Source organism: Arthrobacter flavus (genome assembly GCF_039526005.1).
Classification (GTDB): domain Bacteria; phylum Actinomycetota; class Actinomycetes; order Actinomycetales; family Micrococcaceae; genus Arthrobacter_D; species Arthrobacter_D flavus.
This window is the reverse complement of the sequence record NZ_BAAAIJ010000007.1, coordinates 39744-66356: the sequence shown is the minus strand read 5'-3', so window position 1 is coordinate 66356 and position 26613 is coordinate 39744. Positions and strand designations below refer to the sequence as shown.

Sequence of the window (26613 nt, the reverse complement as noted above, 5' to 3'; positions counted from 1 at the left end):
GGGCGGGGTTGTCCTTTGCGCCCAGCCATTAGGCTGGTATGCAGTTACCACCTCCACCGCTGACGACGCCCGCTTTCGGCAGCCCAGCAGGAACAATCAAGTACCAGCACCGAAGGGTTCACTAGTGTCCACGAAGACTGTGTCTCCGAACACGCTGCGCAGACAAGGCGACAGCGGTCAATCAGGGGACAAAATATTCTCAACAGCCAGCCTGCTGGCTGGCTGTCTAATTCTGGCAGTGTTGTTCTGTGTTGCGGTCTTCCTGCTGGTTCAGGCCTTCCCCACCTTCGTCGCCGATCCCGCGGACATCTCCGGTGGTAGCGGATTCTTTTCCTACATCTGGCCAATCGTTATCGGTACGGTCATTGCTGCGACTATCGCCCTGATCCTGGCCACCCCGGTGGGTATCGGTGTCGCTCTTTTCATCTCGCACTACGCACCCCGGCGGCTTGCCCAGGGGTTTGGCTATCTGATCGACCTGCTGGCCGCCATCCCCTCGGTGGTCTACGGTGCCTGGGGCTATGCGGTGTTGGCTCCGCAGCTGGCGGTAGCCTACGAATGGCTGGCCAACAACCTCGGCTGGATTCCCATCTTCGAGGGCCCCGCCAGTAACACCGGGAGAACCATCCTCACCGCAAGCATTGTGCTGGCCGTGATGGTGCTGCCCATCATCACCTCCCTCAGCCGCGAAATCTTCCTCCAGACCCCCAAACTCCACGAAGAAGCATCGTTGGCCCTCGGCGCCACCCGGTGGGAAATGATCAAAATGGCGGTATTGCCATTCGCCCGGCCGGGGATCATCAGCGCCGCAATGCTGGGCCTGGGCCGCGCGCTCGGCGAAACGATGGCAGTCGCCCTGGTTCTCTCTGGTGGTGCACTGAACGCCAGCCTGATTCAAACAGGCAACCAGACCATCGCCGCTGAAATCGCTCTCAACTTCCCCGAGGCGTTCGGACTTCGCCTGAGTGAGCTCATCGCAGCAGGCCTCGTGCTCTTCGTGATCACCCTTGCCGTCAACGTCATCGCCCGGTGGATCATCAGCCGCCATAAGGAATTCTCAGGTGCCAACTAATGACTAATGCAACCATGACCCGGCGGCCGTCCCAATTCACCAAGAACAAGCTTCCCAAATGGTCCATCTGGGCCGTTCTGGTGGGCGCACTGATCCTAGGCGCAGCAGTCTCGGCTCTGCTCGGGTTCAGCCCGGTCTCGATGGCAATCTTCTCGGCGATCTTCTTCGTGGTCGGTGGCACCGCAACCGCGGGCGCAGTAGAGGGCAGCCGCAAAGCCAAAGACCGGTTCGCCACCTATCTGGTCTACGGCGCTTTCATCATCGCCGTACTGCCACTGCTGTCAGTGATTTGGACCGTGCTGGAACGCGGCATGCCAGGGATGACCAGCGACTTCCTGTTCCGGTCGATGAACGGGCTGACCGGTGCCATCGATAACCAGACGGTGGCTGAAGGCACCCCGGTCCTGGGCGGCGCCTATCACGCGATCCTCGGCACACTGCAGATCACCCTCTGGGCAACGATCATTTCGGTGCCGGTAGGCCTGCTGGCGGCCATCTACCTGGTCGAATACTCGACGGGCGGACCACTCAGCCGGGCGATCACCTTCTTTGTCGATGTCATGACCGGAATCCCCTCCATCGTTGCGGGCCTCTTCGCCGCAGCATTGTTCGGACTGATCTTCGGGCCAGGCACCCGGACCGGCTTCGTCGCCGCCGCCGCGTTGTCGGTGCTGATGATCCCCGTGGTGGTCCGGTCAACCGAGGAGATGCTGAAGATTGTGCCGAACGAGCTCCGCGAGGCCTCCTTCGCGTTGGGGGTGCGGAAGTGGCGGACCATCACCAAAGTAGTCATCCCGACAGCAATCTCGGGCATAGCCTCTGGGGTTACTCTGGCGATCGCCCGTGTGATTGGCGAAACCGCTCCGATCCTGGTGACGGCCGGATTTGCCCGCGGCATCAACCTCGACGTCTTCAGCGGATGGATGAGCACCCTTCCCACCTACATTTATTACCAGATCATCACTCCGACCTCCCCGACCAGCACCGACCCGAGCACCCAGCGAGCCTGGGCCGCAGCTCTGATTCTGATCATCCTAGTGATGCTCCTGAACCTCGCAGCCCGCCTCATCGCCCGGATGTTCGCCCCCAAAACCAGCCGCTAACAGCGCTGTACAACCCATAAGGATTTAGATGTCAAAGCGTATCGACGTCAAGGATTTGAACGTCTACTACGGCAAATTTCTCGCCGTGGAAGACGTCAACGTAACCATCGAGGCTCGCTCGGTCACCGCCTTCATCGGCCCCTCCGGCTGCGGCAAATCAACCTTTCTTCGCACCCTGAACCGGATGCATGAGGTGATTCCCGGCGCTCGCGTCGAGGGCGAGGTACTGCTCGACGGCGACGACCTCTACGACGACGCGGTGGATCCGGTGCACGTGAGAAGCCAGATCGGTATGGTCTTCCAGCGGCCCAACCCGTTTCCCACCATGTCCATCCGTGACAACGTGCTCGCCGGGGTGAAGCTCAACAGCAAGCGCATCAGTAAATCCGATGCCGACGCGCTCGTGGAGAAGTCCCTGCGGGGGGCCAACCTCTGGAACGAAGTCAAGGACCGCCTGGCGCGCCCCGGATCCGGCCTTTCGGGCGGCCAGCAGCAGCGCCTCTGCATCGCCCGGGCCATTGCAGTCTCACCCGAGGTCATCCTCATGGACGAGCCCTGTTCAGCCCTGGACCCGATCTCGACCCTCGCCATTGAGGACCTCATCAACGAGCTGAAGAACGACTACACGGTGGCAATTGTGACCCACAACATGCAGCAGGCCGCTCGAGTGTCCGACAAGACCGCGTTTTTCAACATCGCGGCGACCGGCAAGCCGGGGAAACTGATCGAGTTTGGCGACACCACCGATATTTTCAACCGGCCCAAGGAAAAGTCCACCGAAGACTACGTGTCAGGCCGTTTCGGCTAGCCAAGCCGGGCGGATAAGCCCAGAAGCGGCCCTCAGGGTCAGATCCGCCGGTTCCAACCGGCAGAGCTGACGCTCGGGGCCGCTTCTGCTGGTGCAGCGGTGGCACCGCCACCCACGGTCTAGAGCAGCGGGCTCATCGCCAGGAAGAGAATTGCGCCGATGAATGCGGTGACGACCGCCGTCGAAAACCACACGATCAGCACCTTCACCACCTCACGGCCACGCACGGTCGGGAACCGTTGGTTGGCGCCAGCTCCAAGAATGGCCGAGGTCATGGTGTGGGTGCTTGAAAGCGGCATCGACAGCGAGATGGAGCCGACGAACAGCATCGCCGAGCTGACGCCCTGGGCAGCCATCCCCCGCAGCGGGTCCACGTGGACCAGCCGGTGCGCCAAGGTGTGGGTGATGCGCCAGCCGCCGAACAACGACCCGGTTGCCAGCAGCACTGCCGCAAAGATCTGAACCCAGAGGGGCACATCGGTCCCGGTCGCAACACCGCTTGCCACCAGAGCGAGGACCACCACCACCATGGTCCGTTGACCGTCCTGCAGGCCATGGCCCAGCGCAAACACCCCGGCAAGAACTGACTGCGCCATTCGGCTACCCGAATTGACCTTCCGCGGCGGACTGTAACGTAGCAGCCAGATGGCTGGGAACACTGCAAGATAGGCGAGCAGGTACGCCACCAACGGCGAGAGCAGCAGGGGCAGGGCGATCTGCAGCAGGAATACCTGCTCCGAGTCTGCGATCGATTCGCCACCAATCAGGGCCGAAGCCCCACCGGACCCAATCAAGCCGCCAATGAGGGCGTGGGTGGACGACGACGGCTTGCCCCGGTACCAGGTGAACAACCCCCAGCACAGCGCACCGAGAAGGCCTGAAATCAGGATACCGAGGCCCACCCGTCCGGATGGGACCCGCAGAGCGTCGCCGGTGAAGAGGAGGGCGACGCCGGTGCCGAAAAGGGCGCCAATGAGGTTGAAGACCGCCACCAGAAGCACGGCGATACTAGGGGTCAGCGCCCTGGTGCGCACGGCAGTGGCTACCGAATTGGAAACGTCGTGGAACCCGTTGAGAAACGCGAAACCTCCAGCGAGCACGATGACCATGCCCAGGAGGAACAGTTCCACCTATGATTCCTTGACGAGGATGCTGCCCACGTGGGTGGCAACCTTCCGGATGTCCTTGGTGACATCGACCAGCTGGTTGGCCACATCCCGGTGTCTGGCATAGATCAGGGGTTTGTGGTCGTTGAGGAGTTCAGCACACCAGATCCGGTGGGTGCGCTCGGCTCGCTTGGCCAACCGGAGGATCTCGATCCAGTACTCCTCGAGATCATCCATCGAATTCAGTCGTTTCATCGCGCCAGCGGTGAGTTCCGCCTGACGGGTGATCACCTCAAGCTGTTCGGCGGCCCGGCGGCTTAGTTTACTGAGTTGGTAGAGGGAAATGAGCTCGGCAGCGCCGTCGAGCTTCTCAATTGCCTCGTTCAGCATCCTGGACAAGGCGTAGAGGTCCTCGCGCGGCAGCGGGTTGACGAAGCTGCTGCGCATCGACGTGAGCAACGCGAAATGGAGATCGGTTGAGTTCGCCTCGTGCTGGTGCAGTTCCTCAGTCAGGCTGTCATAGTCACGTTTGTCCGCCCCGAGAATCCCCGACATGGTGCGTACCCCGAGCACCAGTTGCTGGGCCATGTCCGAGAGCAGGACAAGGCCAGCATCCTCCTGTGGGAAGAGGCGAAGCTTCACGTGGACTACCTAACCTGCCGGGGCATCGAGTTGATCGGTTGCTGCCTAAGAATAACTGACAGGCTCATTTCGACTAGTTGTCGCCGCCCCGGTGCCCGGCTGCATTGCCGTTGCCACTCAGATTTCGTTCAGTAGGCACAAAAATGGTGTCGAACCGGGAGCGCCTCTCGGCGGAAGGCCGCTCGAAGCGGCTAAATGTTGAAGCCCGGGGGTTCCACGGTCCGACACCACTTTCAGTGTTCTCCTCCGGTGCGCTCATGTCAATATTGACCGGCGTCCCAGCGCCAACTAGTCCAATTCGCCCCGGCGCCAAGAGGCAGCAGCGTGTTCAAGGTCCTCGGCGGTCTTGATCAGCTGGTGCGAATTGCGGGTCAGCTTGGCTGCGTGCACCCCATTGGCTGGTTCGGCGTCGTCGGCATGGTGGGTCTGGCCCAGGGCAATCACCCGGCAGAATGCGGCGAAACGCTCGAGTGCGACATCGAACTCGCCCTCGAAGGCACCCGAAAGAATGGTGTCGGCCATGGACCGCACCTCCTCTGCGCCCGGTGGCTCGGCAACGCCAGCGACGACCTTGGAGACCTGCGCCACATCCTTGCCGGACTCAAAATAGGCGGCGATGCGTTCGGGGTTCTGCTGGGTAGCCGCCCTGAGGGCATAGAGACGCCACAGCGCACCGGGAAGGGACCGTGCGGGGCTTTCCGCCCACATCTCCGCGATTGCTTCAAGACCCTGCTGGTCGGCCAACTCAACAAGACGCTGGGTGATGTCCGGATCGTCAGCAAGGCGGCCATGGTGAACCAGTGCGTGCGCTGAGAGATGGGCGGCCTCCGACACCCTTGAGGGATCGGCACCGCCTGCGAAAACTTCAAAGTCCAGTGGCGCGAAGGGCTTGGGCTTATGATGCCGTGGACTCTGGTTCTCGTAGTTGCCGCTCATGAATTGAGGATACTCCTGCCATTTCCTTCCAGCCAGAGCAGCTGAACCGGAAGCGGAATTCAGCTGCCCGGTACCATCCGGGACAACCTGCTCTTCACTCACTCGGCTGTCGACGGTGCGCCAAATGGCTGCGTTCGGCACACCGGGGGAGGATGCGATAATGTAGGCAGGTCATTTCGACCACTTCGGTGGTCAGGGATGATGCGGGCCTTTAGCTCAGATGGTAGAGCATCGGACTTTTAATCCGTGGGTCGAGGGTTCGAGCCCCTCAGGGCCCACCTTAGTGGGATACCCGAACAAGGAATCCCCGCCGTTAAGCGTAACGGCGGGGATTCTTTGCGTTTCAGGCAAGAAGCGGGGATTGACTCCGCCCGATTAAGCGTTTGAATAGATAGTAGGCAATTCCATCTGGGCGCCACGGTTTCGGCCCACCCCGGTTCGAGACCTCGGCCCCGCTGAGAGGACAACTTATGGATGCTGCCAGTTTCATCTTTCACGCGGCGATTGCCCTTGCATTGGTGGGGATCCTCTCCGCGGCAACAGCCTTCGCGTTGTCCAGGTCCCTGAGGCGGAACGACGACGCCGACTCCCTGTTCTGGTACGGATTCTCGGGTCTTCTCGCTGTCGTGTTCGTCATCATCGGCGCAGTAGCAACAGTGCCCGGGAGCGGGGGAGTGGTCAGCGCAGGGGCGCTGGTTTTCGCTGGTGTAGCAGTGGGCTGGCTATGGCGGGGCGAGCGTGAACGCCGACGCAGGGTCCAGGCTGAGAAGATACGGGAGGTGCGCGAAGGCCTGCGGACCAGGCACGAGAGAGTCCTGCAGCAATGGGTCACCTATGAGCTGGATCCGGCCGCGGCAATCGACTTCCCGGCGATGACTGACCTCAGCCGAAGCGACACGTCACAGTTGATCCGATCAATGCGTACGGCGGCGTTGTTGCGGGAGCGGTTCGAGGGCGACGAGGTGGACAGCTCCGAGTACGAAAGGGCCGTAGCAGGGTTGGAGGCGGCGCTACGAGTAGCCGAGACGGCCGCCGGAGTTATTCCAACCGACTCGATGGGGCGCGAACTGCCGACCAGCAGCAAATCCATCTAGTCAGTCCCGGTGCAGCTCTGGCCGACCTGCTGGGCAGCGTGTAAGTTTAGGCACATGAGAACACTAATTTTCGAGTAGCCCTTCAGGGATTACCTGCTTCCTATCGAAAACCATGCTTGTAGAGGCCGTGCCTCCGAGCGACGTTTCTTACTCACCCAGCGGCCGTTGAATCGAGTTCGGCGGTCGACTATCTAAGGATCATCATGACCGACCAATCGAAAAACCACGCCACAAGCCAATCCCAGGACAAGCCCGAAGAACTGTCGGTACAGTTGTCGGACTTGGCGGCGAAAAAGCTTCAGGATGACCCACGGGCCAAGCTTGCGCTGGAGAAAAAGAACCCAGATTTCGGGAAGCTGGCGGGATCGCGGAGCACCGGGCCCAACCACCAACCGGTCCACCGCAGCGGGAAGCAGGGCAAGACAGAAAAGAAGGCCCGCTGGTAGCCCGCCGCCCCAGATGGCCGTGCCACCCACCTCGAAAGGGAGCCGGCCGTTAAATTGAGACTGGCTCCGCGTTCTGCGTATGGGGGAATCGCAGAATGGGGAGCCAGCGATCTCAGTATACTTCAACTTTTGCACTACAAGTCCAATTGAGGGGTCGTAATGGCGGTCACAGCTAAGTCATTTCAGCTGTGGCGTTCTCGGATTGCGCCCGACGACACTGTCGCGGACCTTTGCCGCAAGGCAGGAATCAAGAGGTCCACCCTCGGCCAGCAGCTGGTGCGTGGGAAGGTGGCGATTGGCACCGTCGTCAGTAGTGCCCGAGCCTATGGGTTGAACCCAGCACACGAGCTCGGCAATTTTGATGGTTACCGGGACCTCCCTACAGGGATCCGGGAGCCAACCGACGCGGAGCTGATCAGCCAGGTTTCACACATCGATGTGTTGAAACTCATTGTGGCCCGTAGCCAGGATGAGGAGGCGGCCGGCCGGGACGTCCGGTTTGAGCTGGCACCGTTTCCGCATCGGAATTCGGTGCGGGCTTGGATTGACGCGGTGGACCGGGGCGAGCTGCGTCAGGGACTCGCCGCCCGGGCAGGGATTGCTCCGCAGAATCTATCAGCGCAGCTCACTGCTGGCCGGCTGACACCTGAACTCGCAGTCGAGGCTGCACGGGTCGCTGGGGTCTCGCTCGCCAGTGGGTTGGTTGTGACCAGTCTCCTCACTTCAGCAGAGGGTGGATGGCCGGCCGACGGTCGCAATCGGGCGTTGGGTATGTTGTCAGATGCGGAGCTGGTGCTGCTGGCGCGCGACCGTCTGGACGTGCTGGGTAAGTCGTTGAAAAAGCTCGAGCTAGCCAGTAGCCGGGACCAGGACCTTTGGGAGAACCTCGGATGAATGGGCAGGTGATCCAGTGGATAGTGCTGGGGCTTTGCACAGCGTTTGTCCTGCTGCGCCTTCCTGATGCCCTCCGGGGGAGGGGGCGGGGGATTTTCGTTGCACTGGTCCTGCTGGTTATCGCTGTGGGCCTGAGCCTGCCGCAGATTTACCTCCCCTGCGACAGGCTCCTTGGTGGAATCAATATCGCCAATCTCGTGATCCGGCTCTCTCTGTATGCGGTTTTCGTGCTGCTTGGGCTCCGCATTGCCGCGGCGTTTAGGTCGCCACGTACGCGTTGGCTTATCGTCGGCCCAATTGGCGTCACGGTGTTGGCAGTGGTTGTTTTATCTACCGTCGTACTCTTTGCGATCAGCGACCTCCCAGAAAGCTCTACCGGCCTCTTCGCCTACGGGAATCAGGAAACGGTTCGTCTTTACGCGGAAGCGGGGAGGCTCTACCCGGCTTACGTCGCAGCCTGCCTAATCCTGCCCGCCCTGAAAGGTCTTGTGGATCCCGCCGGGCGACCCGCGCACCGGAGCGCGTCGGCGCTGCTGGCCGTCGGCTTCGGAGCAGTCGTAGTCTTTGCGGTGATGAGTCTGGTATCCGAGGAGCACCTTGGAATGTGGGAAATCGGTCTGCCCTTCGGCGCGATCTTACTGGTGACGAGCGGCCTGACGATTATCTGGGCGTCACGAAGGCGGACTGAGTTGACGCCGCGTGCCAATCATCTTGCGTGATGTTTGACTATTTGTGATTGATTACCCCCCGGGTATTCACGTTTTCATCATCGTATGTCAAAATTATGATTGTGTAACTCCGCTTGCCGTGGGGGACGGCGGAGCTACAGTGCGGGTTGGGGCGTCCATTAGAACGGGTGGACGCACCTACCCGTGCTTTGTGGGTCAGCCGGTCCAGGCGTAGCGTTTCTCCGGCCGGCCCGCGGCGCCATATTTGGGCGTGATTTTCGCTTGGTCCCGAGCTACCAGATACTCAAGATAGCGACGAGCGCTCACCCTCGCCAATCCGAGCCTCAGGGCAACTTCCGATGCTGACGACCCGTCGGGGTGCGACCGGAGATCGCCGATCACAGCTTCAAGGGTCGGACCTGATAGTCCTTTCGGCAGGACAAGCGGGAGTGTTTTTTGCGACGATCGTGATCCGCCACCCGCTCCCCGTCGTTCCTGCGCGGGGCCCAGGAGCCGGTCAATCACCGCCTGATCGAGCGTGGGGGACCCCCCGGCGCTGTGTTCGATGATGCTGCGCCGATGGGCAACATACTGGTCAAGACGTTCCAGAAGGACCTTCGAGTTGAACGGCTTCACCAGGTAGTGCAGCACACCTCCCGCCATCGCAGCGCGCACCGTCTCGAGTTCACGGGCAGCGGTAATGGCAATGATGTCCACGGGATCGCCGGGCAAATTCCGAGCCGCGCGAAGTACCTCAATACCCGATAGGTCCGGTAGGTGAATATCCAGCAGCACCAACTCTGGTCGATCGTTGGTTATCAGTCGCAGCCCGTCGGTTCCGTTGTAGGCAACACCGACCACGTCAAACCCTCCATGGGCCAGGAGGAACCCGGTATGGATCCCAGCCACCTCCCGGTCATCATCAATGACTGCTGTGCGGATCAACTGTGTCACTGGCGCTCCACGCCCACTGGAACCGGCGCAGGAGCAGGGGTCAGGTTGACCCTGAACTCGGCACCTCCCAGTGGGGAATCGGTCACGGAGATCTCGCCCTTCCGGCGTTCGGTCACCCTCTGAACCAGTGAAAGCCCGAAGCCTCGTGCAGCTGATGAGCTATCGGCCTTGGTGGTGATGCCGCTTTCGAAGATCTGCTGCCGTGCAGTCTCCGGAACACCTGGTCCGTCGTCGGACACCGTGATCACGCACCCCGTCTCGTTGGCTGTAGTCGAAATATGGATCGTCCCGTTGGAGACGATCGCCTCCATCGCGTTGTCAATCAAATTTCCCAGGATGGTCACCTGATCAGTGGTCCCGTCGGGATGCAACGTAGAATTCCCGTCAACGATCACCCGGATGTTCTTTTCCTCGCCGATCGTACTCTTCGCCATCAGCAGGCTCGCCGCGTCGGGGTCGGTGATCCCCGGGCAGAGGTCGCCTGAGACCACCGATCCACCGTGCCCGGACCGGGTGATGAAATCAACCGCCTGCTCGGTTCGGTCGAGTTCCAGCAAGCCGGAAATGATGTGCATTTTGTTGGAGAACTCGTGAGCCTGCACGCGTAAAGCCTGGGTGACATCCCGGGCCCCGTCCAGGTCCTGGAGTAACTGGTGCAGTTCCGTGCGGTCACGGAGGATCAGCACGCTACCCACCCGTCTACCGTCAACAACTGCGCGGTTGGCTTGGGCCAGGAGTACCCGTTCGCCCACCAGCACTGTGGTTTCCACCGCCCCGTCCGAATTGAGCATCCCGCCGAGTGCTGGTTCCAGCACATCGTCGATGGGACGCCCAACGGCCGAGTCATCTAGACCCAGCAACCGCCGCGCCTCATCGTTAATGAGTGCCAGGTTCCCGCGTTCGTCGACGGCGACCACTCCTTCGCCGATGCCGTGCAACATGGCGTCCCTGGTCTCGAGCAAGGTGGCAATTTCTTCAGGTTCGAGTTTGTAGATCCGGCGCCAGACCAGACGGGACACGTAAATGGCTCCTGCTGATCCCATCAGGGCCGCAGCGATCAGCCAGACCAGCAACTGGGGCAGATCCTCCTGAAGATCCTGGCTGAGCCGGGACTCGAGGATTCCCACTGAGGCGGTACCGATCACCGAGTCGTCAGCAGCGAAAATGGGGACCTTCACGCGCCACGACTCTCCCAGCGTTCCTGTCTGGGTACCCACGAACGTTTCTCCCGACAGCGGAACTGAGGGATCGGTGGAGACCATGCTCCCGATCATGTCCGGGTTCGGATGTGAATAGCGGATCCCGGAGTCATCGGTGACCACCACGTAGGTGACGTTGGTCGACTGGGCAATCAGGGCTGCTATCGGCTGGATGGTGTCGCTGGGACGTTCATCGTCGAACGCTTCGATGATGGTGGGCAGTTGCGCCACCGACTGGGCTACCCCAACCATTCGCGATTCGTACGCATCGCGAATCTGCTGCTCCTGCATTCGGATTGCCACTGACCCAGCGATGAGAACAATGATCAGCACGATCGACAGCTGCAGAAGAAACAACTGTGACCTAAGCGACATTGATTGGATCATGAAGCCATTTTGGCACGTCAGGGCCCATTCGACGCCGCGGATCTCATGACCGTAATGACCAATACGCGCGTTATGTCCATATTCTTCTCCACCAGATCATGGCTCCCTACGATGAACCGGACGGCTTGGTGATCTGCATCACGCCCAGGAAAGGAATTCATCATGAAGCTTGATCGCCCAATGAAGCGCAGTTCAGCTTTGGTCGCGGCGGCGGCCGCATCGGTATTGGTACTGTCGGCGTGCGGTGACAGCAGTGGCGAAACCCCCGAAGGCGGCATAGATCGCCTGAACATCGTGGTTCCCGCCGATCCGGGCGGCGGCTGGGATCAGACCGGAAGAGCCATCCAGGCCGATCTCGAAGAGAACGAGCTGGTTGGGAGCGCCTCAGTGGTCAACGTCGGCGGTGCCGGCGGCACCAACGGCCTGGCCCAACTCGCCACCGAACAGGACCCCAACACCCTCATGGTGATGGGCTACGTCATGGTGGGTGCAGTGGAGACCAATTCCGCGGAAACCCGGATTGAGGACACCACGCCAATTGCGCGGCTTACCGACGAGCCGCTGATCGTCGTCGTGCCAGCTGATTCCCCGTACCAGACCATTGAGGACCTGGTGACTGACATCGACGAGAACGGGCAGGCAGTATCGATCACTGGCGGCTCGGCCGGAGGTGCGGACCACATCCTCGCTGGAATGATCCTCGAGGCCGAGGGCGTGGCCCCCGACAAGCTCAACTACATTCCGTACTCCGGCGGCGGCGAATCGTTGGCTGCTTTGCTGGGCAACCAGGTATCTGCTGGTATCTCAGGCGTCGGCGAATACGCCGAGCAGGTCAAAGCCGGAACGGTTCGCGCACTGGCAGTCTCCGGCGGGGAACCTGCCGGTCAGGTGCCCGAGGTTGAGACCCTCACCGATCAGGGTATAGACGTGGTCTTGACCAACTGGCGCGGCGTCGTTGCTCCAGGCACGATCGACGAGGAGCAAACAGCCGTCCTGACCGAGCTGATCACCGACCTCCACGAAACTGAATCGTGGCAGGAGACCTTGACCGAGAACAACTGGGCTGATGCTTTCCTCGTCGGCGAGGAGTTCCAGACATTCCTCGACGAGGACATTGAAACGGTCAAGACGACCCTGACAGACATCGGTCTGCTGTAGCCGCTATGAGCACTCACTCACCAGAGGTCCAGGCTGGCGGCAGTCACGCCGCCGGTCGGCCCATCGGAGAAATCATTTTTGCGGCTGGGGTCCTCAGCCTCGGCATTGTCGGGTTGGTTGCTGGCGCAGGCATCAAGACGCCGCCGTCAGCCACCGGTATCGGCCCCCGCGAATTCCCATTCATCGTGTCAGGTCTGCTGATTTTCCTGGGCACCGCCATCATCATTCAGCTGTTGAGAGGCCGTCGGGGCGCACCCGAAGAGGGCGAAGACGTGGACCCCAACGCGAAAACCGACTGGCTGACGGTTGCCAAGCTGGTGGGGTTCGTCGCGCTGCACATCCTGCTCATCGTGCCGGCAGGCTGGCCGGTTGCCGCTGCGGTCCTGTTCTTCGGGGCCAGCTGGACTCTGGGCAGCCTGTCATGGTGGCGCAACGCGGTGATCGCCGTCGTCATGGCGCTGGTGCTGCAGTTCGTGTTTGCCGGTCTCCTGGGTGTCTCGCTGCCCGCCGGGTTCCTCCTGGAAGGGGTTGAGATCTTCAATGGATAACTTCATGGCCCTGATGGAGGGTTTCTCGGTTGCTATGCAGCCGATGTACCTGCTGTTCGCCCTGGGCGGCGTGCTCGTGGGAACTGCGGTTGGGGTGCTCCCCGGGATCGGCCCGGCGATGGCCATCGCACTGCTGATGCCCATCACCTACAGCCTCGACCCGACTGCCGCAATCATTGTGTTCGCCGGCATTTATTATGGCGGCATGTACGGCGGGTCGACGACGTCGATCCTGCTGAACACGCCGGGTGAATCGGCGTCCGTGGTCACTGCCCTTGAGGGCAACAAGATGGCCAAAGCGGGTCGCGGGGCTGCCGCGCTGGCGACGGCGGCGCTAGGCTCGTTCGTCGCGGGCACCATTGCCACAGTTCTGCTGACCTTCCTCGCCCCAATGCTCGCCGAGTTCGCCGTTCAGATTGGTCCGGTTGAGTACGTTGCGCTGATGGTCGTTGCCTTCCTGACCGTGGGCGCGCTCCTGGGCGCCTCGGTGCTGCGCGGGCTCGCTTCACTGTGTATCGGGTTGTTCCTTGCCCTGGTTGGTGTTGACGCCCTGACGGCCCAGCAGCGCTATACCTTTGGCAATCCCTTCCTCACCGACGGTATCGATGTGGTGCTGGTTGCTGTGGCGCTTTTCGCGATGGGCGAGGCGCTCTACATCGCTTCGCGGATGCGTCACGGGGCGGTCGATGTGATCCCGGTCAGCGGCAACTGGCGGAAGTGGATGAAGCGTGAGGACTGGCGCCGGTCCTGGAAGCCCTGGCTACGGGGCACTTTCATCGGGTTTCCCATTGGGACCATTCCGGCAGGCGGCGCCGACGTCGCCACCTTCGTCTCCTACGCGGCTGAACGCAAGCTCGCCAAGGGGGAGGACAAAGCGCAGTTCGGAAAGGGTGCCATCGAGGGGGTCGCCGGCCCCGAATCGGCCAATAACGCTGCCGCTGCGGGGGTGCTGGTTCCGCTGCTAACGCTGGGCATCCCCACCACCGCCACGGCGGCGATTATGCTGGTGGCATTCCAGCGCTACCAGATCCAGCCTGGCCCCCTGCTGTTCGAGGTCGAAGGCGCGCTGGTCTGGGCCCTGATTGCCAGCCTCTACGTCGGCAACCTGATGCTCCTGGTGTTGAACCTGCCGCTGGTGGGGCTATGGGTGAAAATTCTTCAGATCCCCCGTCCCTACCTGTACGCAGGGATCCTGGTCTTTGCAGCGCTGGGGGCGTTCTCGGTGAACTTCACGCCGGTGGATGTCTGGATTCTACTAATCATCGGCATTCTCGGGTTTTTCATGCGCCGCTACGGCTACCCGATCGCACCGCTGGTGGTGGGGCTGATCCTCGGTCCCATCTTCGAGGATCAGCTCCGCCGGTCCATGGCCATCTCGCAGGGTGATCCAACCGCGCTGATTACCTCACCGATCGCGGCGGTGATTTACGCGACCCTCGCGCTGATCTTCGCCCTGTCGTTCTGGATGAAGAAGCGCCAGAAGGCGATGGAATCGTCAATGGCTGACGCGTCGATCACCAGTGGAGGGGGAGACCAGGCCCGAGCCTAGGCGTAGATCCGTCTAGGCGTCGTGGTCTGTTTCCAGGATCTTCGCCAGGGACTCGAGGGCCTCCTCGGCGCCGTCGCCGTCTGCACGAAGTACGACGACGTCGCCGTGGGAGGCCCCGAGCCCCATCAGCGACAGGATGCTTGAGGCATCCATCGCATCTTCAGCTGGTTCACCCTCCATGGCGATGGTGACTTCCAGGGGGAGCTCACCTGCCGCCTCAGCGAAGATTGCTGCTGGCCGTGCATGCAGGCCGACCCGGCTCGCGACTGTGGCTTTGCGTTCTGACATAGGGTTCCTCCTTGGTTGGGGCGCTTACTGGCCCAGGGTTTCCAGAATGGGGAGCCGTTCACGGACGGCGGTGCGTCCGAGGTCGGCTGTCGGAGCGGCGAGGGCCAGGGCTGCCAGCTCCTGGGCTTCGGTGCGGGTCACTGAGGCGAGGACCGCCGCGACGGTGGGGAGCGATCGAGCTGACATGGAGAGCGTCTGCACGCCCAAACCGACCAGCACGACGGCGAGGGCGGGGTCAGCCGCGGCCTCGCCACACACCCCCACCGGCTTCGCCTCCGCAGTGCCTGCGGCTGCCGACTCAGCGCCGGCGACAGTGAGTTTGATCAGCTGCAGCACGGCAGGCTGCCACGAGTCGTTGAGGGTGGCCAACTGTCCCAGCTGCCGGTCGGCGGCCATCGTGTACTGGGTGAGGTCATTCGTGCCCAGCGAGGCGAACCCCACATGCTGCAGGATGGCTTCGGACGTCAGCGCTGCCGAAGGTACTTCGACCATCACGCCGGGCTGGTCAAGACCCTCGGCCAGGCACATTTCACCAAAGGATTTGGCCTCGGCGGCAGTCGAGATCATCGGTGCCATCACCCATACCTCCGCTTCCGTGTCGGCGGCGGCCCTGGCGATCGCCTGAAGCTGGCGGGTTAGCACTCCGGGGCTGACGGTTCCGGTCCGGTACCCTCTGACTCCCAGCGCAGGGTTGGGCTCCGAGGCGTCGGTGAGGAACGGTAGCGGTTTGTCAGCGCCCGCGTCGAGTGTCCTGACCACCACCTTGCGGCCCGGAAACGCATCGAACACTTCCCGGTAGGCTGACGCCTGCTCTTCGCCGCTGGGCTCCGTCTCACGATCCAGGAAGCAGAACTCGGTACGGAGCAGACCCACGCCTTCGGCCCCGGCAGCTGCTGCAGCGCGAGCATCCTTGCCGGACCCCACGTTCGCCAACAGCGGCACCAAGTGTCCGTCGGACGTGGTACCCGTTCCGTTGAACGTCCCGAGTGCAGCCGTCTGTTCGACCCATCGGGCCGCCGCAGCGCGCTCGTCGTCGCCGGGGTCGGTGATGATGGTGCCGGTCGCACCGTCAACGTACACACTCGTCCCGGCCTCGATGGCGTCAGCACCGGTTGCTGCCACAACTGCCGGGAGGCCCAGCGCGCGGGCAAGGATCGCGGTGTGGGACTGAGGGCCACCGCTGCTGGTAATCAGAGCCAGGACCTGGGTGGAGTCGAGGGTTGCCGTGTCCGCCGGGGCAAGGTCCTCTGCCGCGAGGATGAAGGGTTGCTCGGAGGTCGGAACTCCCGGAGCTGGAAGCCCGCGCAGTTCAGCCACCAGCCTCGCCCGCACGTCGTGAACGTCCTGCGTCCGTTCGGCCATGTAACCGCCGAGACTCAACAACATCTCTGCCACGGCCGAACCGGCTTCCCACACGGCGCGTTCAGCTGAGGTGCCGGCGGCAATGAGTTTGGCCGCTGATTTCAGTAGCATCGGGTCGGCTGCCATCATTGCTGTTGCTTCCAGCACTGCGCTCGCGTCCTTCGTCGCGGCATCGGCGCGTCGCTTCAGCTCGGCCTGGACAGCCTTGGAGGCCGTCTTCAGCCGTGCGGTCTCTGCCTCGGCGGTTGTGTCCGCCCCCCACCGCTCGTCAGCGCGCGGTTCTCTTGCGCTGGCAGGCATCTGCAGGACAGGCCCGATCACGCGGCCGGGGCTAACCCCGACTCCGGTAAGTTTCGTCATTGAAAGACCCTCCCGGGTTCGGTTAGGCGGCGACCGTCTCGATGACGGGGGTGTCTTCGGTCTTCCGCGTGGCGAAGCGTTTCAGGGCTACCACCGTGAGCGCCGAGATAATCGTGCCCACAAGGACTGCCACAATAAACATAGCGACATTCCCGATGGCAAAGAAGACGAAGATACCACCGTGCGGTGCCTGTGAGGTGACCCCGGAGCCCATGATGATGGCTCCAGTCACTGCTGAGCCCAGCATGCTGGCGGGAATGACGCGCAGTGGATCGACCGCTGCAAAGGGAATTGCGCCTTCGGAGATGAACGCTGCGCCCAGCAACCATGCAGCCTTTCCATTCTCCCGTTCGGCCACCGAGAAGCGGCGGCGGTCGAGCACGGTGGCGAGTGCCATGGCGAGCGGTGGAACCATTCCTGCGGCCATGACTGCTGCCATGATCTCCCACGGTGCCTGATTGGCCACAGCACCGGCACCTAGTCCGGCGACGGCGAAGGAGTAGGCGACCTTGTTGATGGGTCCGCCCAGGTCGATGGCCATCATCAGGCCGAGAATCACTCCGAGAAGGATAGCTGCCGCGCCGGTCATGCCCGAGAGCCAGTCATTGAGGGAGGCGGTCAGCGAAGCGATCGGTCCACCGAGGACGAGAATCATCAGCCCTGACGCGGCGATGGAGGCCAGCAGCGGGATGATGACCACGGGCATCAGGCTGCGGAGCCAGCGGGGCACCTTGATCCGGCCGATCATCAAGGCGATGTAGCCTGCCAGCAGGCCGCCGACAATACCGCCGAGGAAACCGGCTCCCATGAACCCTGCAACGGCACCGGCGACAAAGCCCGGGGCGATGCCCGGCCGGTCAGCCAGCGCGTACGCGATGTAGCCGGCGAGCGCCGGAATGAGGAAGTCCATCGACAGGCCGCCGATTTTGAAGAAGACCGCACCAAGGAAGACGCCGAGGCCCTCCGGCGGCAAATTGAGCAGGGTGTACTGGGTCAGCATTGCGTCGGCGTTACCAACACCGTCGGCGTTCGTCAGGGCAATCTCGTAGCCCGCGAGCAGGAAGCCCAGGGCGATCAGAAGACCGCCGCCCGCAACAAACGGAATCATGTAGCTGACACCGGTGAGCAGCGCGCGCTTGAGCTGGCGTCCGATGCCTTCACCGCCGTCGTCGGTCTGCTGTGACTGGGATTCGGTGGTGCCCTGTACGCGACGTGCGTTCGGGTTGTCGGCGGCGGCCAGTGCCTCGTCAACCATCATGCCGGGCTCGTCGATGCCCCGTTTGACGGGGGAGGTGATGACGGGCTTACCGGCGAAACGGTTCCGGTCCCGGACGTCGACGTCGACGGCGAAGATCACGGCGTCCGCTGCGGCGATCACGTCTGCCGGTAGGGGAGTGGCGCCGGAGGAACCCTGGGTTTCGACCTGAAGGTCCACCCCGCGCTCCTTGGCAGCGGCAACCAGCGAATCTGCTGCCATGTAGGTGTGGGCAATGCCGGTGGGGCAGGCTGTGACGGCGACGATCCGGCGGGGTTTCGGCGTATCATGCCCGGTTCCCGCGGGGGCTGGCTCACCTTCGCTGGATGGGGTTGGAGTTGCCGGTGTTGCCTGGCTGCTTTGCCGTGGACCGGCATCGAGCGCGCCCTGGACGAGGTCAACCACGTCCTGTTCGGTGGCCGCTGAACGCAGTGCCGCTGTGAAGTCCTTCTTGATGAGGGAACGGGCCAGTTTCGAGAGCAGCTTCAGGTGCTCCTGGTCCGCGCCATCGGGTGCTGCAATGAAAAAGATCAGGTCCGCGGGGCCGTCCTTGGCACCGAAATCCACGGCGGGGTTCAGCCGGGCCATCGCGAGCGTCGGCTCGGTAACCGAGGTGGACCGGCAGTGAGGGATGGCAATGCCGCCCGGAATGCCAGTGGCGGTCTTCTCCTCCCGGGCCAGCGCGTCGGCGTAGAGGCCGTCTGCGGCGGTTGCCCTGCCGGTGGCAGCAACCTGATCCGCCAACCGGCGGATCACCTGCTGACGGTCAGAGCCCAGGTCTTGATCCAGTGTGACGAGCTCGGTCGTAATCAGCTGTGCCATTAATCTTCCTCCTTTGGAAGTGGTGCATCGAGCGGGGTATGGGTGGGGGTGGTGGTGTGTGGAAGGCGGTGGGTAACGACGGCGTCCGGCGTGGTCTGGTGCAGTGCCGGAACCGTCGAGCCGGGCAGCGCGGCAGCCGCGGATCCGTGGGCGACCGCCTGTTTCAGACAGTCCTCAGGGGACTGGCCGGCCGTGTGGGCCAGCAGGTATCCGGCGAGGGCGGAATCCCCGGCGCCAACGGTGGACCGGGCCGCGACCGGCGGGTGCGTTGCCTGCCACGATTCGTTGCCGGTGACCAGAAGTGCTCCGCGGGCCCCCAGGGTGGCCAAGACCGCGCCGACGCCGGTATCGACCAGTGCGGTAGCAGCGGCCGCAGCCAGGGCGGGGTCAGCCTCAAGCGCCTCGCCGTCGGCTACGCCGCTCAGCTCGGCGAGCTCCTCGGCGTTGGGTTTCAGTAGATCCGGCGTAATCCCAGTGGCCAGACTGTCGGTGAGCGGCGCACCAGAGGAATCGACAGCGATCAGTGGTGAGTTCCCGGGGTAGCGAGCCCTGACCGCCTGGATCACCGTTGCGTAGAACGTGGTCGGGACTCCCGGCGGAAGCGAACCGGCCAGTACCAGCCAGGTGGCTCCTGAGCATTCAGACACCACCGTTTCCAGTAGGAGGTCAAGCTGGGCCGATCCGAGGATCGGCCCAGGCTCGTTGATCTTGGTGGTGGTGCCGTCAGGTTCCGTCAGGGTGATATTGCTACGGAGTGAGGTTCCGATCGGCACGTTCCGGAACGGTACGCCAGCGGCGCGGAGGCCTGCGAGCACCGGGTCGTCGGGATCGCCGGGGAGCACAGCTGTCGACGCCACCTCTGAGGCATTGAGGGCCCGGCAGACGTTGACGCCTTTGCCCCCGGATTCCTGATGCGCTGTGGTGGCACGCTGGACGCTGCCGCGCACCAGTTCATCGGCAAGCTCGACAGTCCGGTCGAGGCTGGGATTCACGGTCAGGGTGATGATCACGCGACCACCACCTCTACATCGGCGTCCGCCAGAGCCGCAGCCAGGACTGAGGTGGGTGTCCGGTCGGTAACCAAGGTGTCAATGTCGGTCAGGGAAGCGAAGCCGACAAGAGTCTCCTGCTCCAGTTTGGAAGCGTCCACCACCGCGATCACGCGGCGTGCCGACCTGACAATGGCGGTCTTTACTGCAGCTTCGTCGGGGTCAGGTGTGCTCAGCCCGAAGGTCGAGTGAACGCCGTTCGCCCCCACGAAGGCAATATCGGGGCGGTAGCCGGTGAAACGATCGATGGTGTGGCTTCCGACAGCGGCGCTCGTTAGGCCACGTACCCTCCCTCCCACCAGTTCAAGGTGCAGATTGGAGGACGCGATCGACTGCGCGATAGGAACGGCGTGGGTGATGACCACCAGGTCTGCTCTGGCCTCGTGTGCCAGCAATTCGGCGAGGTGGCCGGTCGTGGTGCCAGCGTCGAGGACTATTGATCCGGCATCGGGAATCATGCTCAGGGCGGCCTTGGCGATGCGTGCCTTTTCATTCTGATGTTGACCAGCGCGGCTGTTTAGGCTCAATTCGCTGGTACTGCTGTAGCCGCCCGTAACCGCACCCCCATGAACCCGGCGCAACACCCCGGCATCTTCCAGGAGTGCCAGGTCGCGCCGGACTGTCTCCCTGGTGATGTTAAAGCGCTCAGCGAGTTCGGCGACGCTGACGCGACCCTCGGCTACGACGAGTGTGGCGATCCTGCTATGGCGTTCTTCGGCGAACACTGCGGCCTCCTTGCGGCGGTGACTATCATCACAGTAAATGTCTGATTGAGTGACTATATCTGTGTTTATCTTTGTTTGTCAATCATTTTTTGGCAGAAAAAACGCCACCAGCCTGGGCTGGCAGCGCCTTCTCTTTGCGGGGTGGTGCTAGATGCCGCCATCGCGTGTCTCGTTGCGAGTGACTGTCTCGCCGGTGTTGGGGTCCTGGACCGAACGGGATTCGGAGACCCGACGCTGGCTGCGGGGCGCATTCATTACCAGTGAAATAATGAGCCCGAGTACTCCGACACCCATCAGGATGTAACCCACCAGGGTGAGGTCGACGAAGTCGACGCCATCCGCGACGGCAAAAGCAAGAATTGCACCCAGTGCAATAAGGACGATTGAAGAACCGATTCTCATTCTGTCTACTACTCCTTCGATATAACGCAGGCGGCGGCTGAATTGGCCGGCGGGGCGAATCCGGTGATCCGCCCGGCGTATCAGTGTGACGTAGTCGTCAGCATACTGTGCTTCCAGTTTATGGCCGTTAACTGGGCTGCTTGACCCCGCGCGCCGCGACTACCAAAACGACTAACTGTTATCAAATCAATACCGGCGTGGTCTATTGAAAAACCCAGCCTTGGAGGTTTAATGAACTCAGCACCGCGCTAATTCAAAGCTAAGCACGCTGATGAAGTAGGATGGTTGAAAGCTTGTGTGGGGACATCCTGCATTACAGCACTTTTGTTATACGTATCACTCGTAGACAAGACCCGATTACAAGGAGTATTCCATGGGTTTCTTCGCATTCCTTCTTCTAGGCCTCATCGCTGGCGCAATCGCCAAGCTCATCCTTCCCGGCAAGCAGGCTGGCGGCTGGGTAATCACCCTCATCCTGGGCGTTGTCGGCGCACTGCTCGGCGGCTGGATCGGCAGCGCGCTGTTCGGTGCCGACATGAACGAATTCTTCTCGCTTGAGTCATGGCTGCTGGCTATCGGCGGCTCGCTGATCGTTCTGGTTGTTTACGGTGCCATCACCGGCCGGAACAAGTCACGCGCCTAATTCAGACGTGCAAAGAACGCCGTCGGGGCAACCCGGCGGCGTTTTTTGTCGTGATCTATCCCCGGCCTTAGTGCCGTGTTGAACACTTTCAAGTGAAGGAAGCCAGCCATGAAACTGCCTAATCTTAATCCGGCGTCCAGGATGGCCAATGGAGCGCTCTTCGACAAGGAGGGAAAGCCGAAGGCGGGCATCCAGCGCACCGTTGAGCGGGCCATCGAGGTGCAGCGGCCGCTGGTGCTTGCGAATCTCCGCCGGATGTATGCAAAGCACCCGCAGGCCACCGCAGCTGAGATTAGCGCAGACCTTGAACGCCACTATCTGGCAGTCATTACCGTCACCGGCGCAGCGGTGGGAGCGACGGCGGTGGTGCCCGCCGTCGGAACAATTGCATCTTTGGGTCTTTCAGCTGCGGCTACCGTCGGGTTTCTCGAAGCCACGGCTCTGTATGCCCAATCCATTGCTGAACTTCACGGCGTCCAGACCGGTGATCCTGAACGGGCCCGGACCCTGGTGATGGCCATCCTCATGGGCGAGGAGGGCCTCGCGCTCATTCAGTCGGTACTTCGCGGCTCGGGCGGCGGAGCGTCAGAGCACTGGGGTACCGTGCTGGGCGGAAGCGTATCCTCACCGATTGCACGCACCATCGGCCACAGCATCCGGAGACGTTTCGTCCGTAAAATGCTGGCCAAACAGGGCGGCGCGCTGCTGGGTAGGGCTCTTCCCTTTGGTATTGGGGCCGTCGTCGGTGGAGCCGGCAACCACATCATGGGACGTGCGGTGATCACCGCAACAGCTCAGGCCTTCGGTCCCGCGCCGAACGTGGTCCCCGGCGAACTACTGAAGGACCTCGATCGCTGATCCGATGGTTGCGCCTCATATCGGCTAACGCGCCCGGTCAACGCTGCCGCGCCTCAAACCGGCGAACGCCCCCGATAGATGAGGTGCGTTCGCCGGAACCGGGTGCTGTGGCTGACCGCCAGGAGAACCGGAGAGTCAGCCGAAGACGGCGTGCGCAACAGAGAAGATGAGCAACCCGGCCAGGGAGCCGACCACGGTGCCGTTGATCCTGATGAACTGCAGGTCCTTTCCAATCTGCAGTTCGATCTTCTGTGAGGTCTCGACCGCGTCCCAGCGGCCTACGGTCTCGGTAATGATTGCCGCAATGTCGCTGCGGTAGGTGCGCACCAGGTAGCCCGCCGCATCAGCAATCCACCGGTTGACCTTCCCGGCCAGCTCCGCGTCGGTGGACAGCCGGCGACCGAAGTCCCGGACAGCCGTCTTGAAGTTTTGGGTCAGCTCGCTGTCCGGATCGTCCACCGCTTCCAGCAGGGCCTGCTTGATGGTGGTCCAGGTGCGTGCAGCCAGATCGCGCACCTGAGGGTCGCCCAACACCTGCGCCTTGATGTCTTCGGCCTTGGCGATGACGACCGGGTCGTGCTGCAGGTCCTGAGCCAGGTCCTTGAGATATTTGTCCAGGGCCAGCCGCACATCATGGTCAGGGTTGGTCTGAACAGCCCGCATGAACTTGGTCAGCTCCACGTACACCTTGTCCCCCACGAGGCCGTCCACAAACTGGGGCACCCAGGTAGGGGATCGCTGGGAAACCAGGCCGGACACGAGGTCATAGTTGGTGTCCACCCAGTCGGCGGCGCGGTCCACCAGAAGGTCCACCAGTTGATGGTGATGGCCGTCCTCAAAAATCCGCTCGGCGATTTTCCCCGCCGGCGGCCCCCAAGGGGGCGTGAGCAGGTGCTTCCGGACCATCGACTCGATCACGGATTGCACCGCGTCGTCGTCGAGCACGGTGAACGCGCCCCGAATCAAGGCTGCTCCCTCAAGGGCTACCCGATCCGCACCCCCCGGAGTGGCCAGCCACGCACCTGCCTTCTGCGCGATTCCCACCGAGGCGAGCTTCTGCTGCACCACCGCTTCGGAGAGGAAATTCTCCTCGACAAATTGGCCCAGGGAGGCGCCGATCTGGTCCTTCTTGCGGGGGATGATGGCTGTGTGGGGGATCTTGACGCCCATTGGATGTTTGAAGAGCGCGGTCACGGCGAACCAGTCGGCCAGAGCGCCGACCATGCCGCCTTCCGCAGCGGCGCGCACATACTGCAGCCAGGGATACTGGTCCTGCAGCGCGAACGCGACAATGAAGATCAGCGCCATGACACCGAGCAGTCCGGTCGCAACAATTTTCATGCGCCGCAGCCCGGCGGCCCGTTCTGCGTCAGTGCCAGCTAGGTGAGAGCTCAAGGATCCTCCGGGGGTTGCGGTGCGCCAGATGGGTGCATCCGTCTGAGCCAGTAAAGCAGCGTATGGCCGGGTAAGTCACGCCGGGCTGACCAATTTCGCGTACCGTGTCAGGTAGATGCTGGTTGCCGACGGGAGGGGGCATGGTGTACACGATTTTCGCCCACCGCGGTGCCAGCCACCAGTTCGCCGAACACACCCGGGCCGCTTACCTCCAGGCGCTCGCTGAGGGCGCCGACGGCGTCGAATGCGATGTCCACATGACCCGTGATCAACAGCTGGTATGTATCCATGACTCCACCCTCGACAGGACCTCAAGCGGAACCGGTGACGTTGCGGACCATACGCTGAGGGAACTGCGGGATCTTGATTTCGCGTCGTGGAAGGGTGCCACCATCCCTCCTGAATATGGTGGGATCGCCGACCAGTTCCTCTCACTAGGGGATCTGTTGGAACTGCTGCTGGCGGCAGGCCGGGACGTTTCCCTCGCCATCGAGCTCAAGCACCCCAGCCCCTTTGGGCTCAAACTCGAAGAAAAGCTGATTACCTTCTTGATGCAAAAGGGGTGGGATCCGGTCAGCTCAACCCTCGCCAACGTGAGTATCAGCTTCATGAGCTTCAACCCCGACTCCGTGAAGCATCTGCTCGAGAAGGTGCCGGCGCACATCGTCTGCCAGTTGGTCTCCGACGTGCGGCCCATCGAATTGCGGGCTGAACTGCATCTGGGTGCTCTGACTGCGGCAGCGGTGATCGGGCTGCTTCGCCGGGCTCTCAATGATGGCGAGCGGAACATCGATTCCCACTCGACGGGCATGGCGGGCCCCGGGATTGACTATGTCAAGACGCATCCAGCCAGGGTGCGCCGCTGGCTGGCTGAGGGAATCCGTCTCCGCGTGTGGACGGTCGACGACGCCGACGACGTCGAACTCATGCGTGAACTAGGCATCCAGGAAATCACCACCAACCGTCCCGCAGTGGTCCGCGCGCAACTGGATGGCACGCGCTGGCCGCCATGATGCCCGCCATGATCAGGGGCGACGGGGGCGAATGTGATTGAGTTGAATCATGCAATCTCCGATCGAAGACTACGCACTCGTATCCGACATGCACACCGGGGCGCTGATTTCGAAGACCGGGAGTGTGGATTGGCTGTGCTTCCCGCGGTTCGACTCTGATTCCCTGTTCTCCGCGCTCCTGGGCGAGCAGGACCACGGTCGATGGCTGATCGCTCCCGCGCCCGGAGCAGGCTCCGCCGAGGTGGTGGAGTGGCGCTACATTGATTCCACCTTTGTGATGGTGACCCGTTGGCAGACCGACGCCGGGGACGTACAGGTGACCGACTTTATGCCGGTCGGCGACCGGCGCGCGTCTTTGGTACGGAGGATCCAAGGGCTGAGCGGCACTGTGCAGATGCGCCAGGAACTGGTGGTTCGTTTCGGCTATGGGAAGATCCTCCCCTGGGTCAGCAGGCAGGCCGACGACAGCGGCGAGGCCATCTCGGCGATAGCGGGTCCTGACGCCCTGGCGCTGCGCGGTGAGCACTTGCCGCACGCCTCCCATCGCCGACACGAAGGCGAATTCACTGTCGCCGCAGGAGAAACCGTCGACCTCGAACTCGTCTGGTACCCCTCCTACCGGCCCATGCCCGAGCCGATCAACGTCGATACCGCTCTCCGGGAGACGATTGACTACTGGGCTGGCTGGGCCGCCAGCTTTGAGCAGCAGGGGGAGTACGATCCCATCGTCAAACGCTCGCTGCTCGTCCTTCGAGCACTGACACACGAGGACACTGGCGGGATTGTCGCCGCCCCCACTACCTCGCTGCCAGAGCACTTCGGTGGCGCCCGGAACTGGGATTACCGCTTCTGCTGGCTCCGCGACGCGGCGCTCACTCTTGAGGCGATGATGACCCACGGGTACCAGGAGGAGGCGCTGGAATGGCGCAACTGGCTGCTGCGTGCCGTCGCCGGCGACCCGGAAGACCTGCAGATCATGTACGGAGTGGGCGGTGAGCGCGAGTTGCCCGAGAAGATTCTCGATCACCTGCCCGGTTACGAAGCGTCCACGCCGGTCCGGGTCGGCAATGGGGCAGTCGACCAGTACCAGGCAGACGTCGTCGGGGAGGTCATGGTGGTGCTGGAGAAGCTCCGTAACAGAGGAGTGCTGGAGGACAGCTTTTCCTGGCCGCTGCAGCGGGCGCTGCTGAGCTTCGCCGAGAACCATTTCGACGATCCCGATCACGGCATCTGGGAGATGCGCGGTGAGCTGAAGTACTTCACCCATTCCCGGGTGATGATGTGGGCGGCATTCGATCGCGGAGTACGGGCCGTCCGTGAGCACGGGCTTGAAGGGCACGCGGAACGGTGGGCGGAACTTCGTGACCGGCTTCGCGAGAACATCCTGGCGAAGGGTTTCGACCCCACCATCAACTCGTTCACCCAGACCTACGGCAGCCCCGAGGTTGACGCGTCCCTGCTGCAGCTCCCGCAGGTCGGTTTCCTGGACTACGACGATCCCCGGATGCTCGGCACCGTGGCCCGGTTGGAGAAGGAGCTGGCCAACGAACAGGGGCTACTGCTGAGATACCGCACCGAGGCCGGCATGGACGGACTGGAACCGGGCGAGCACCCCTTCCTGGCCTGCTCTTTCTGGCTGGTGGAACAGTACGCCAGGTCCGGCAGGATCGACGACGCCAAGCGGCTGATGAACCAGTTGGTGGGCTATGCCAACGGCCTGGGCCTGCTCGCCGAGGAGTACGACACCGACAGCTTCCGGATGGCCGGCAACTACCCGCAGGCCTTCTCGCACCTGGCCCTGGTGCGTGCCGCCGATGCCATCCATGGGGTGTACAGCGGCTCGCTCTAGCGTTCACCGCCGAAATCCCCACAGAAAA

The 26613-nt window shown here is 62.5% G+C and carries 26 protein-coding genes and 1 tRNA gene; 15 read left to right on the top strand and 12 right to left on the bottom strand.

All coding sequences use genetic code 11. From position 1 onward, the window contains the following. Nucleotides 1-124: 124 nt before the first annotated feature. From pstC to pstB, 3 genes are read left to right on the top strand one after another with little or no spacing between them, the layout of a single operon-like run. Nucleotides 125-1072 (top strand): phosphate ABC transporter permease subunit PstC, encoded by a 948-nt coding sequence (pstC, locus tag ABD059_RS02595; protein WP_343877606.1) that lies wholly within the window; start codon nucleotides 125-127, stop codon nucleotides 1070-1072. Further along, nucleotides 1072-2175: a phosphate ABC transporter permease PstA gene (gene pstA / locus ABD059_RS02590; protein WP_343877605.1), complete on the top strand. Its 1104-nt coding sequence runs from the start codon at nucleotides 1072-1074 to the stop codon at nucleotides 2173-2175. The genes pstC and pstA overlap by 1 nt, the downstream gene beginning before the upstream one ends. 28 nt (nucleotides 2176-2203) lie before the next feature. After that, nucleotides 2204-2983, top strand: coding sequence for a phosphate ABC transporter ATP-binding protein PstB (gene pstB / locus ABD059_RS02585; RefSeq protein ID WP_343877604.1), 780 nt, complete (start codon nucleotides 2204-2206; stop codon nucleotides 2981-2983). A 119-nt stretch (nucleotides 2984-3102) separates the two neighbouring features. Here pstB and ABD059_RS02580 read toward each other — a convergent pair whose 3' ends face one another. The 3 genes from ABD059_RS02580 to ABD059_RS02570 all read right to left on the bottom strand — a co-directional run bounded on the left by ABD059_RS02580 (nucleotide 3103) and on the right by ABD059_RS02570 (nucleotide 5667). Then, nucleotides 3103-4113: an inorganic phosphate transporter gene (locus ABD059_RS02580; RefSeq protein WP_343877603.1), complete on the bottom strand. Its 1011-nt coding sequence runs from the start codon at nucleotides 4111-4113 to the stop codon at nucleotides 3103-3105. After that, complete coding sequence (locus ABD059_RS02575) at nucleotides 4114-4731, bottom strand: DUF47 domain-containing protein (protein WP_343877602.1); 618 nt, start codon at nucleotides 4729-4731, stop codon at nucleotides 4114-4116. A 288-nt stretch (nucleotides 4732-5019) separates the two neighbouring features. Next, entirely contained in the window at nucleotides 5020-5667 is a 648-nt protein-coding gene (locus tag ABD059_RS02570) for a hypothetical protein (RefSeq protein WP_019483960.1), read from the bottom strand. 205 nt (nucleotides 5668-5872) lie between these two features. Here ABD059_RS02570 and ABD059_RS02565 point away from each other — a divergent pair. The 5 genes from ABD059_RS02565 (at nucleotide 5873) to ABD059_RS02545 (ending at nucleotide 8820) form a co-directional block, all read left to right on the top strand. Then, nucleotides 5873-5945: transfer RNA gene (locus ABD059_RS02565), tRNA-Lys, on the top strand. A gap of 192 nt (nucleotides 5946-6137) precedes the next feature. Further along, nucleotides 6138-6761: a hypothetical protein gene (locus ABD059_RS02560; RefSeq protein ID WP_343877601.1), complete on the top strand. Its 624-nt coding sequence runs from the start codon at nucleotides 6138-6140 to the stop codon at nucleotides 6759-6761. A gap of 203 nt (nucleotides 6762-6964) precedes the next feature. Further along, nucleotides 6965-7207, top strand: coding sequence for a hypothetical protein (locus tag ABD059_RS02555; protein ID WP_343877600.1), 243 nt, complete (start codon nucleotides 6965-6967; stop codon nucleotides 7205-7207). Nucleotides 7208-7366: 159 nt separating this feature from the next. Then, nucleotides 7367-8101, top strand: coding sequence for a hypothetical protein (locus ABD059_RS02550; protein ID WP_343877598.1), 735 nt, complete (start codon nucleotides 7367-7369; stop codon nucleotides 8099-8101). Further along, a complete protein-coding gene (locus tag ABD059_RS02545; protein ID WP_343877597.1) occupies nucleotides 8098-8820 on the top strand; it encodes a hypothetical protein in 723 nt (240 codons plus the stop codon). The genes ABD059_RS02550 and ABD059_RS02545 overlap by 4 nt, the downstream gene beginning before the upstream one ends. Before the next feature lie 165 nt (nucleotides 8821-8985). On the opposite strand, the gene ABD059_RS02540 is transcribed toward ABD059_RS02545, so the two are convergent. Together ABD059_RS02540 and ABD059_RS02535 are read right to left on the bottom strand one after the other, a co-directional pair. Then, nucleotides 8986-9723 (bottom strand): response regulator, encoded by a 738-nt coding sequence (locus ABD059_RS02540; protein WP_343877596.1) that lies wholly within the window; start codon nucleotides 9721-9723, stop codon nucleotides 8986-8988. Next, on the bottom strand, nucleotides 9720-11309 hold the full coding sequence (locus ABD059_RS02535) for an ATP-binding protein (RefSeq protein WP_343877594.1): 1590 nt from the start codon (nucleotides 11307-11309) through the stop codon (nucleotides 9720-9722). Before ABD059_RS02535 ends, ABD059_RS02540 begins: the two co-directional genes overlap by 4 nt. Nucleotides 11310-11471: 162 nt before the next feature. On the opposite strand from ABD059_RS02535, the gene ABD059_RS02530 reads away from it, so the two are divergent. From ABD059_RS02530 to ABD059_RS02520, 3 genes are read left to right on the top strand one after another with little or no spacing between them, the layout of a single operon-like run. Next, nucleotides 11472-12467, top strand: coding sequence for a Bug family tripartite tricarboxylate transporter substrate binding protein (locus ABD059_RS02530; protein WP_343877593.1), 996 nt, complete (start codon nucleotides 11472-11474; stop codon nucleotides 12465-12467). Nucleotides 12468-12472: 5 nt separating this feature from the next. Continuing rightward, nucleotides 12473-13015: a tripartite tricarboxylate transporter TctB family protein gene (locus tag ABD059_RS02525; RefSeq protein WP_343877591.1), complete on the top strand. Its 543-nt coding sequence runs from the start codon at nucleotides 12473-12475 to the stop codon at nucleotides 13013-13015. Next, entirely contained in the window at nucleotides 13008-14564 is a 1557-nt protein-coding gene (locus tag ABD059_RS02520) for a tripartite tricarboxylate transporter permease (RefSeq protein WP_343877590.1), read from the top strand. Before ABD059_RS02525 ends, ABD059_RS02520 begins: the two co-directional genes overlap by 8 nt. A 12-nt stretch (nucleotides 14565-14576) precedes the next feature. Here ABD059_RS02520 and ABD059_RS02515 read toward each other — a convergent pair whose 3' ends face one another. From ABD059_RS02515 to ABD059_RS02490, 6 genes are all read right to left on the bottom strand, one after another. Then, a complete protein-coding gene (locus ABD059_RS02515; protein ID WP_343877589.1) occupies nucleotides 14577-14852 on the bottom strand; it encodes an HPr family phosphocarrier protein in 276 nt (91 codons plus the stop codon). Between the two features lie 24 nt (nucleotides 14853-14876). Beyond that, nucleotides 14877-16574, bottom strand: coding sequence for a phosphoenolpyruvate--protein phosphotransferase (gene ptsP / locus ABD059_RS02510; RefSeq protein ID WP_343877587.1), 1698 nt, complete (start codon nucleotides 16572-16574; stop codon nucleotides 14877-14879). Nucleotides 16575-16596: 22 nt separating this feature from the next. Further along, nucleotides 16597-18651 carry a PTS fructose transporter subunit IIABC gene (locus ABD059_RS02505; protein WP_343877585.1) on the bottom strand — a complete coding sequence of 685 codons (2055 nt, stop codon included), beginning with the start codon at nucleotides 18649-18651 and terminating at the stop codon, nucleotides 16597-16599. Beyond that, on the bottom strand, nucleotides 18651-19661 hold the full coding sequence (locus ABD059_RS02500) for a 1-phosphofructokinase family hexose kinase (RefSeq protein WP_343877584.1): 1011 nt from the start codon (nucleotides 19659-19661) through the stop codon (nucleotides 18651-18653). Before ABD059_RS02500 ends, ABD059_RS02505 begins: the two co-directional genes overlap by 1 nt. Then, nucleotides 19658-20425: a DeoR/GlpR family DNA-binding transcription regulator gene (locus tag ABD059_RS02495; protein WP_343877583.1), complete on the bottom strand. Its 768-nt coding sequence runs from the start codon at nucleotides 20423-20425 to the stop codon at nucleotides 19658-19660. Before ABD059_RS02495 ends, ABD059_RS02500 begins: the two co-directional genes overlap by 4 nt. A 147-nt stretch (nucleotides 20426-20572) precedes the next feature. Then, a complete protein-coding gene (locus ABD059_RS02490) occupies nucleotides 20573-20827 on the bottom strand; it encodes a DUF6458 family protein (RefSeq protein ID WP_343877582.1) in 255 nt (84 codons plus the stop codon). 373 nt (nucleotides 20828-21200) lie between these two features. On the opposite strand from ABD059_RS02490, the gene ABD059_RS02485 reads away from it, so the two are divergent. Both ABD059_RS02485 and ABD059_RS02480 read left to right on the top strand, forming a co-directional pair. Beyond that, nucleotides 21201-21470, top strand: a complete 270-nt coding sequence (locus ABD059_RS02485) for a GlsB/YeaQ/YmgE family stress response membrane protein (protein ID WP_343877581.1) — start codon at nucleotides 21201-21203, stop codon at nucleotides 21468-21470. A 108-nt stretch (nucleotides 21471-21578) separates the two neighbouring features. Further along, a complete protein-coding gene (locus ABD059_RS02480; RefSeq protein ID WP_343877580.1) occupies nucleotides 21579-22328 on the top strand; it encodes a hypothetical protein in 750 nt (249 codons plus the stop codon). Between the two features lie 135 nt (nucleotides 22329-22463). On the opposite strand, the gene ABD059_RS02475 is transcribed toward ABD059_RS02480, so the two are convergent. Continuing rightward, nucleotides 22464-23669, bottom strand: a complete 1206-nt coding sequence (locus ABD059_RS02475) for a DUF445 domain-containing protein (RefSeq protein WP_343877910.1) — start codon at nucleotides 23667-23669, stop codon at nucleotides 22464-22466. A 194-nt stretch (nucleotides 23670-23863) separates the two neighbouring features. Here ABD059_RS02475 and ABD059_RS02470 point away from each other — a divergent pair, with 194 nt between their 5' ends. Together ABD059_RS02470 and ABD059_RS02465 are read left to right on the top strand one after the other, a co-directional pair. Beyond that, nucleotides 23864-24736 (top strand): glycerophosphodiester phosphodiesterase, encoded by an 873-nt coding sequence (locus ABD059_RS02470; protein ID WP_343877579.1) that lies wholly within the window; start codon nucleotides 23864-23866, stop codon nucleotides 24734-24736. Nucleotides 24737-24785: 49 nt separating this feature from the next. Next, nucleotides 24786-26585, top strand: a complete 1800-nt coding sequence (locus ABD059_RS02465; RefSeq protein WP_343877578.1) for a glycoside hydrolase family 15 protein — start codon at nucleotides 24786-24788, stop codon at nucleotides 26583-26585. Nucleotides 26586-26613 lie beyond the last annotated feature (28 nt).

Excerpts from the sequence above, each read along its gene's own strand:
- pstA (WP_343877605.1), top strand. The coding sequence starts at position 1,072 with ATGACTAATGCAACCATGACCCGGCGGCCGTCCCAATTCACCAAGAAC.
- pstB (WP_343877604.1), top strand. The coding sequence starts at position 2,204 with ATGTCAAAGCGTATCGACGTCAAGGATTTGAACGTCTACTACGGCAAA.
- ABD059_RS02570 (WP_019483960.1), bottom strand. The coding sequence starts at position 5,667 with ATGAGCGGCAACTACGAGAACCAGAGTCCACGGCATCATAAGCCCAAG.
- ABD059_RS02560 (WP_343877601.1), top strand. The coding sequence starts at position 6,138 with ATGGATGCTGCCAGTTTCATCTTTCACGCGGCGATTGCCCTTGCATTG.
- ABD059_RS02555 (WP_343877600.1), top strand. The coding sequence starts at position 6,965 with ATGACCGACCAATCGAAAAACCACGCCACAAGCCAATCCCAGGACAAG.
- ABD059_RS02550 (WP_343877598.1), top strand. The coding sequence starts at position 7,367 with ATGGCGGTCACAGCTAAGTCATTTCAGCTGTGGCGTTCTCGGATTGCG.
- ABD059_RS02545 (WP_343877597.1), top strand. The coding sequence starts at position 8,098 with ATGAATGGGCAGGTGATCCAGTGGATAGTGCTGGGGCTTTGCACAGCG.
- ABD059_RS02535 (WP_343877594.1), bottom strand. The coding sequence starts at position 11,309 with ATGATCCAATCAATGTCGCTTAGGTCACAGTTGTTTCTTCTGCAGCTG.
- ABD059_RS02530 (WP_343877593.1), top strand. The coding sequence starts at position 11,472 with ATGAAGCTTGATCGCCCAATGAAGCGCAGTTCAGCTTTGGTCGCGGCG.
- ABD059_RS02525 (WP_343877591.1), top strand. The coding sequence starts at position 12,473 with ATGAGCACTCACTCACCAGAGGTCCAGGCTGGCGGCAGTCACGCCGCC.
- ABD059_RS02520 (WP_343877590.1), top strand. The coding sequence starts at position 13,008 with ATGGATAACTTCATGGCCCTGATGGAGGGTTTCTCGGTTGCTATGCAG.
- ABD059_RS02515 (WP_343877589.1), bottom strand. The coding sequence starts at position 14,852 with ATGTCAGAACGCAAAGCCACAGTCGCGAGCCGGGTCGGCCTGCATGCA.
- ptsP (WP_343877587.1), bottom strand. The coding sequence starts at position 16,574 with ATGACGAAACTTACCGGAGTCGGGGTTAGCCCCGGCCGCGTGATCGGG.
- ABD059_RS02505 (WP_343877585.1), bottom strand. The coding sequence starts at position 18,651 with ATGGCACAGCTGATTACGACCGAGCTCGTCACACTGGATCAAGACCTG.
- ABD059_RS02490 (WP_343877582.1), bottom strand. The coding sequence starts at position 20,827 with ATGAGAATCGGTTCTTCAATCGTCCTTATTGCACTGGGTGCAATTCTT.
- ABD059_RS02485 (WP_343877581.1), top strand. The coding sequence starts at position 21,201 with ATGGGTTTCTTCGCATTCCTTCTTCTAGGCCTCATCGCTGGCGCAATC.
- ABD059_RS02480 (WP_343877580.1), top strand. The coding sequence starts at position 21,579 with ATGAAACTGCCTAATCTTAATCCGGCGTCCAGGATGGCCAATGGAGCG.
- ABD059_RS02475 (WP_343877910.1), bottom strand. The coding sequence starts at position 23,669 with ATGAAAATTGTTGCGACCGGACTGCTCGGTGTCATGGCGCTGATCTTC.
- ABD059_RS02470 (WP_343877579.1), top strand. The coding sequence starts at position 23,864 with ATGGTGTACACGATTTTCGCCCACCGCGGTGCCAGCCACCAGTTCGCC.
- ABD059_RS02465 (WP_343877578.1), top strand. The coding sequence starts at position 24,786 with ATGCAATCTCCGATCGAAGACTACGCACTCGTATCCGACATGCACACC.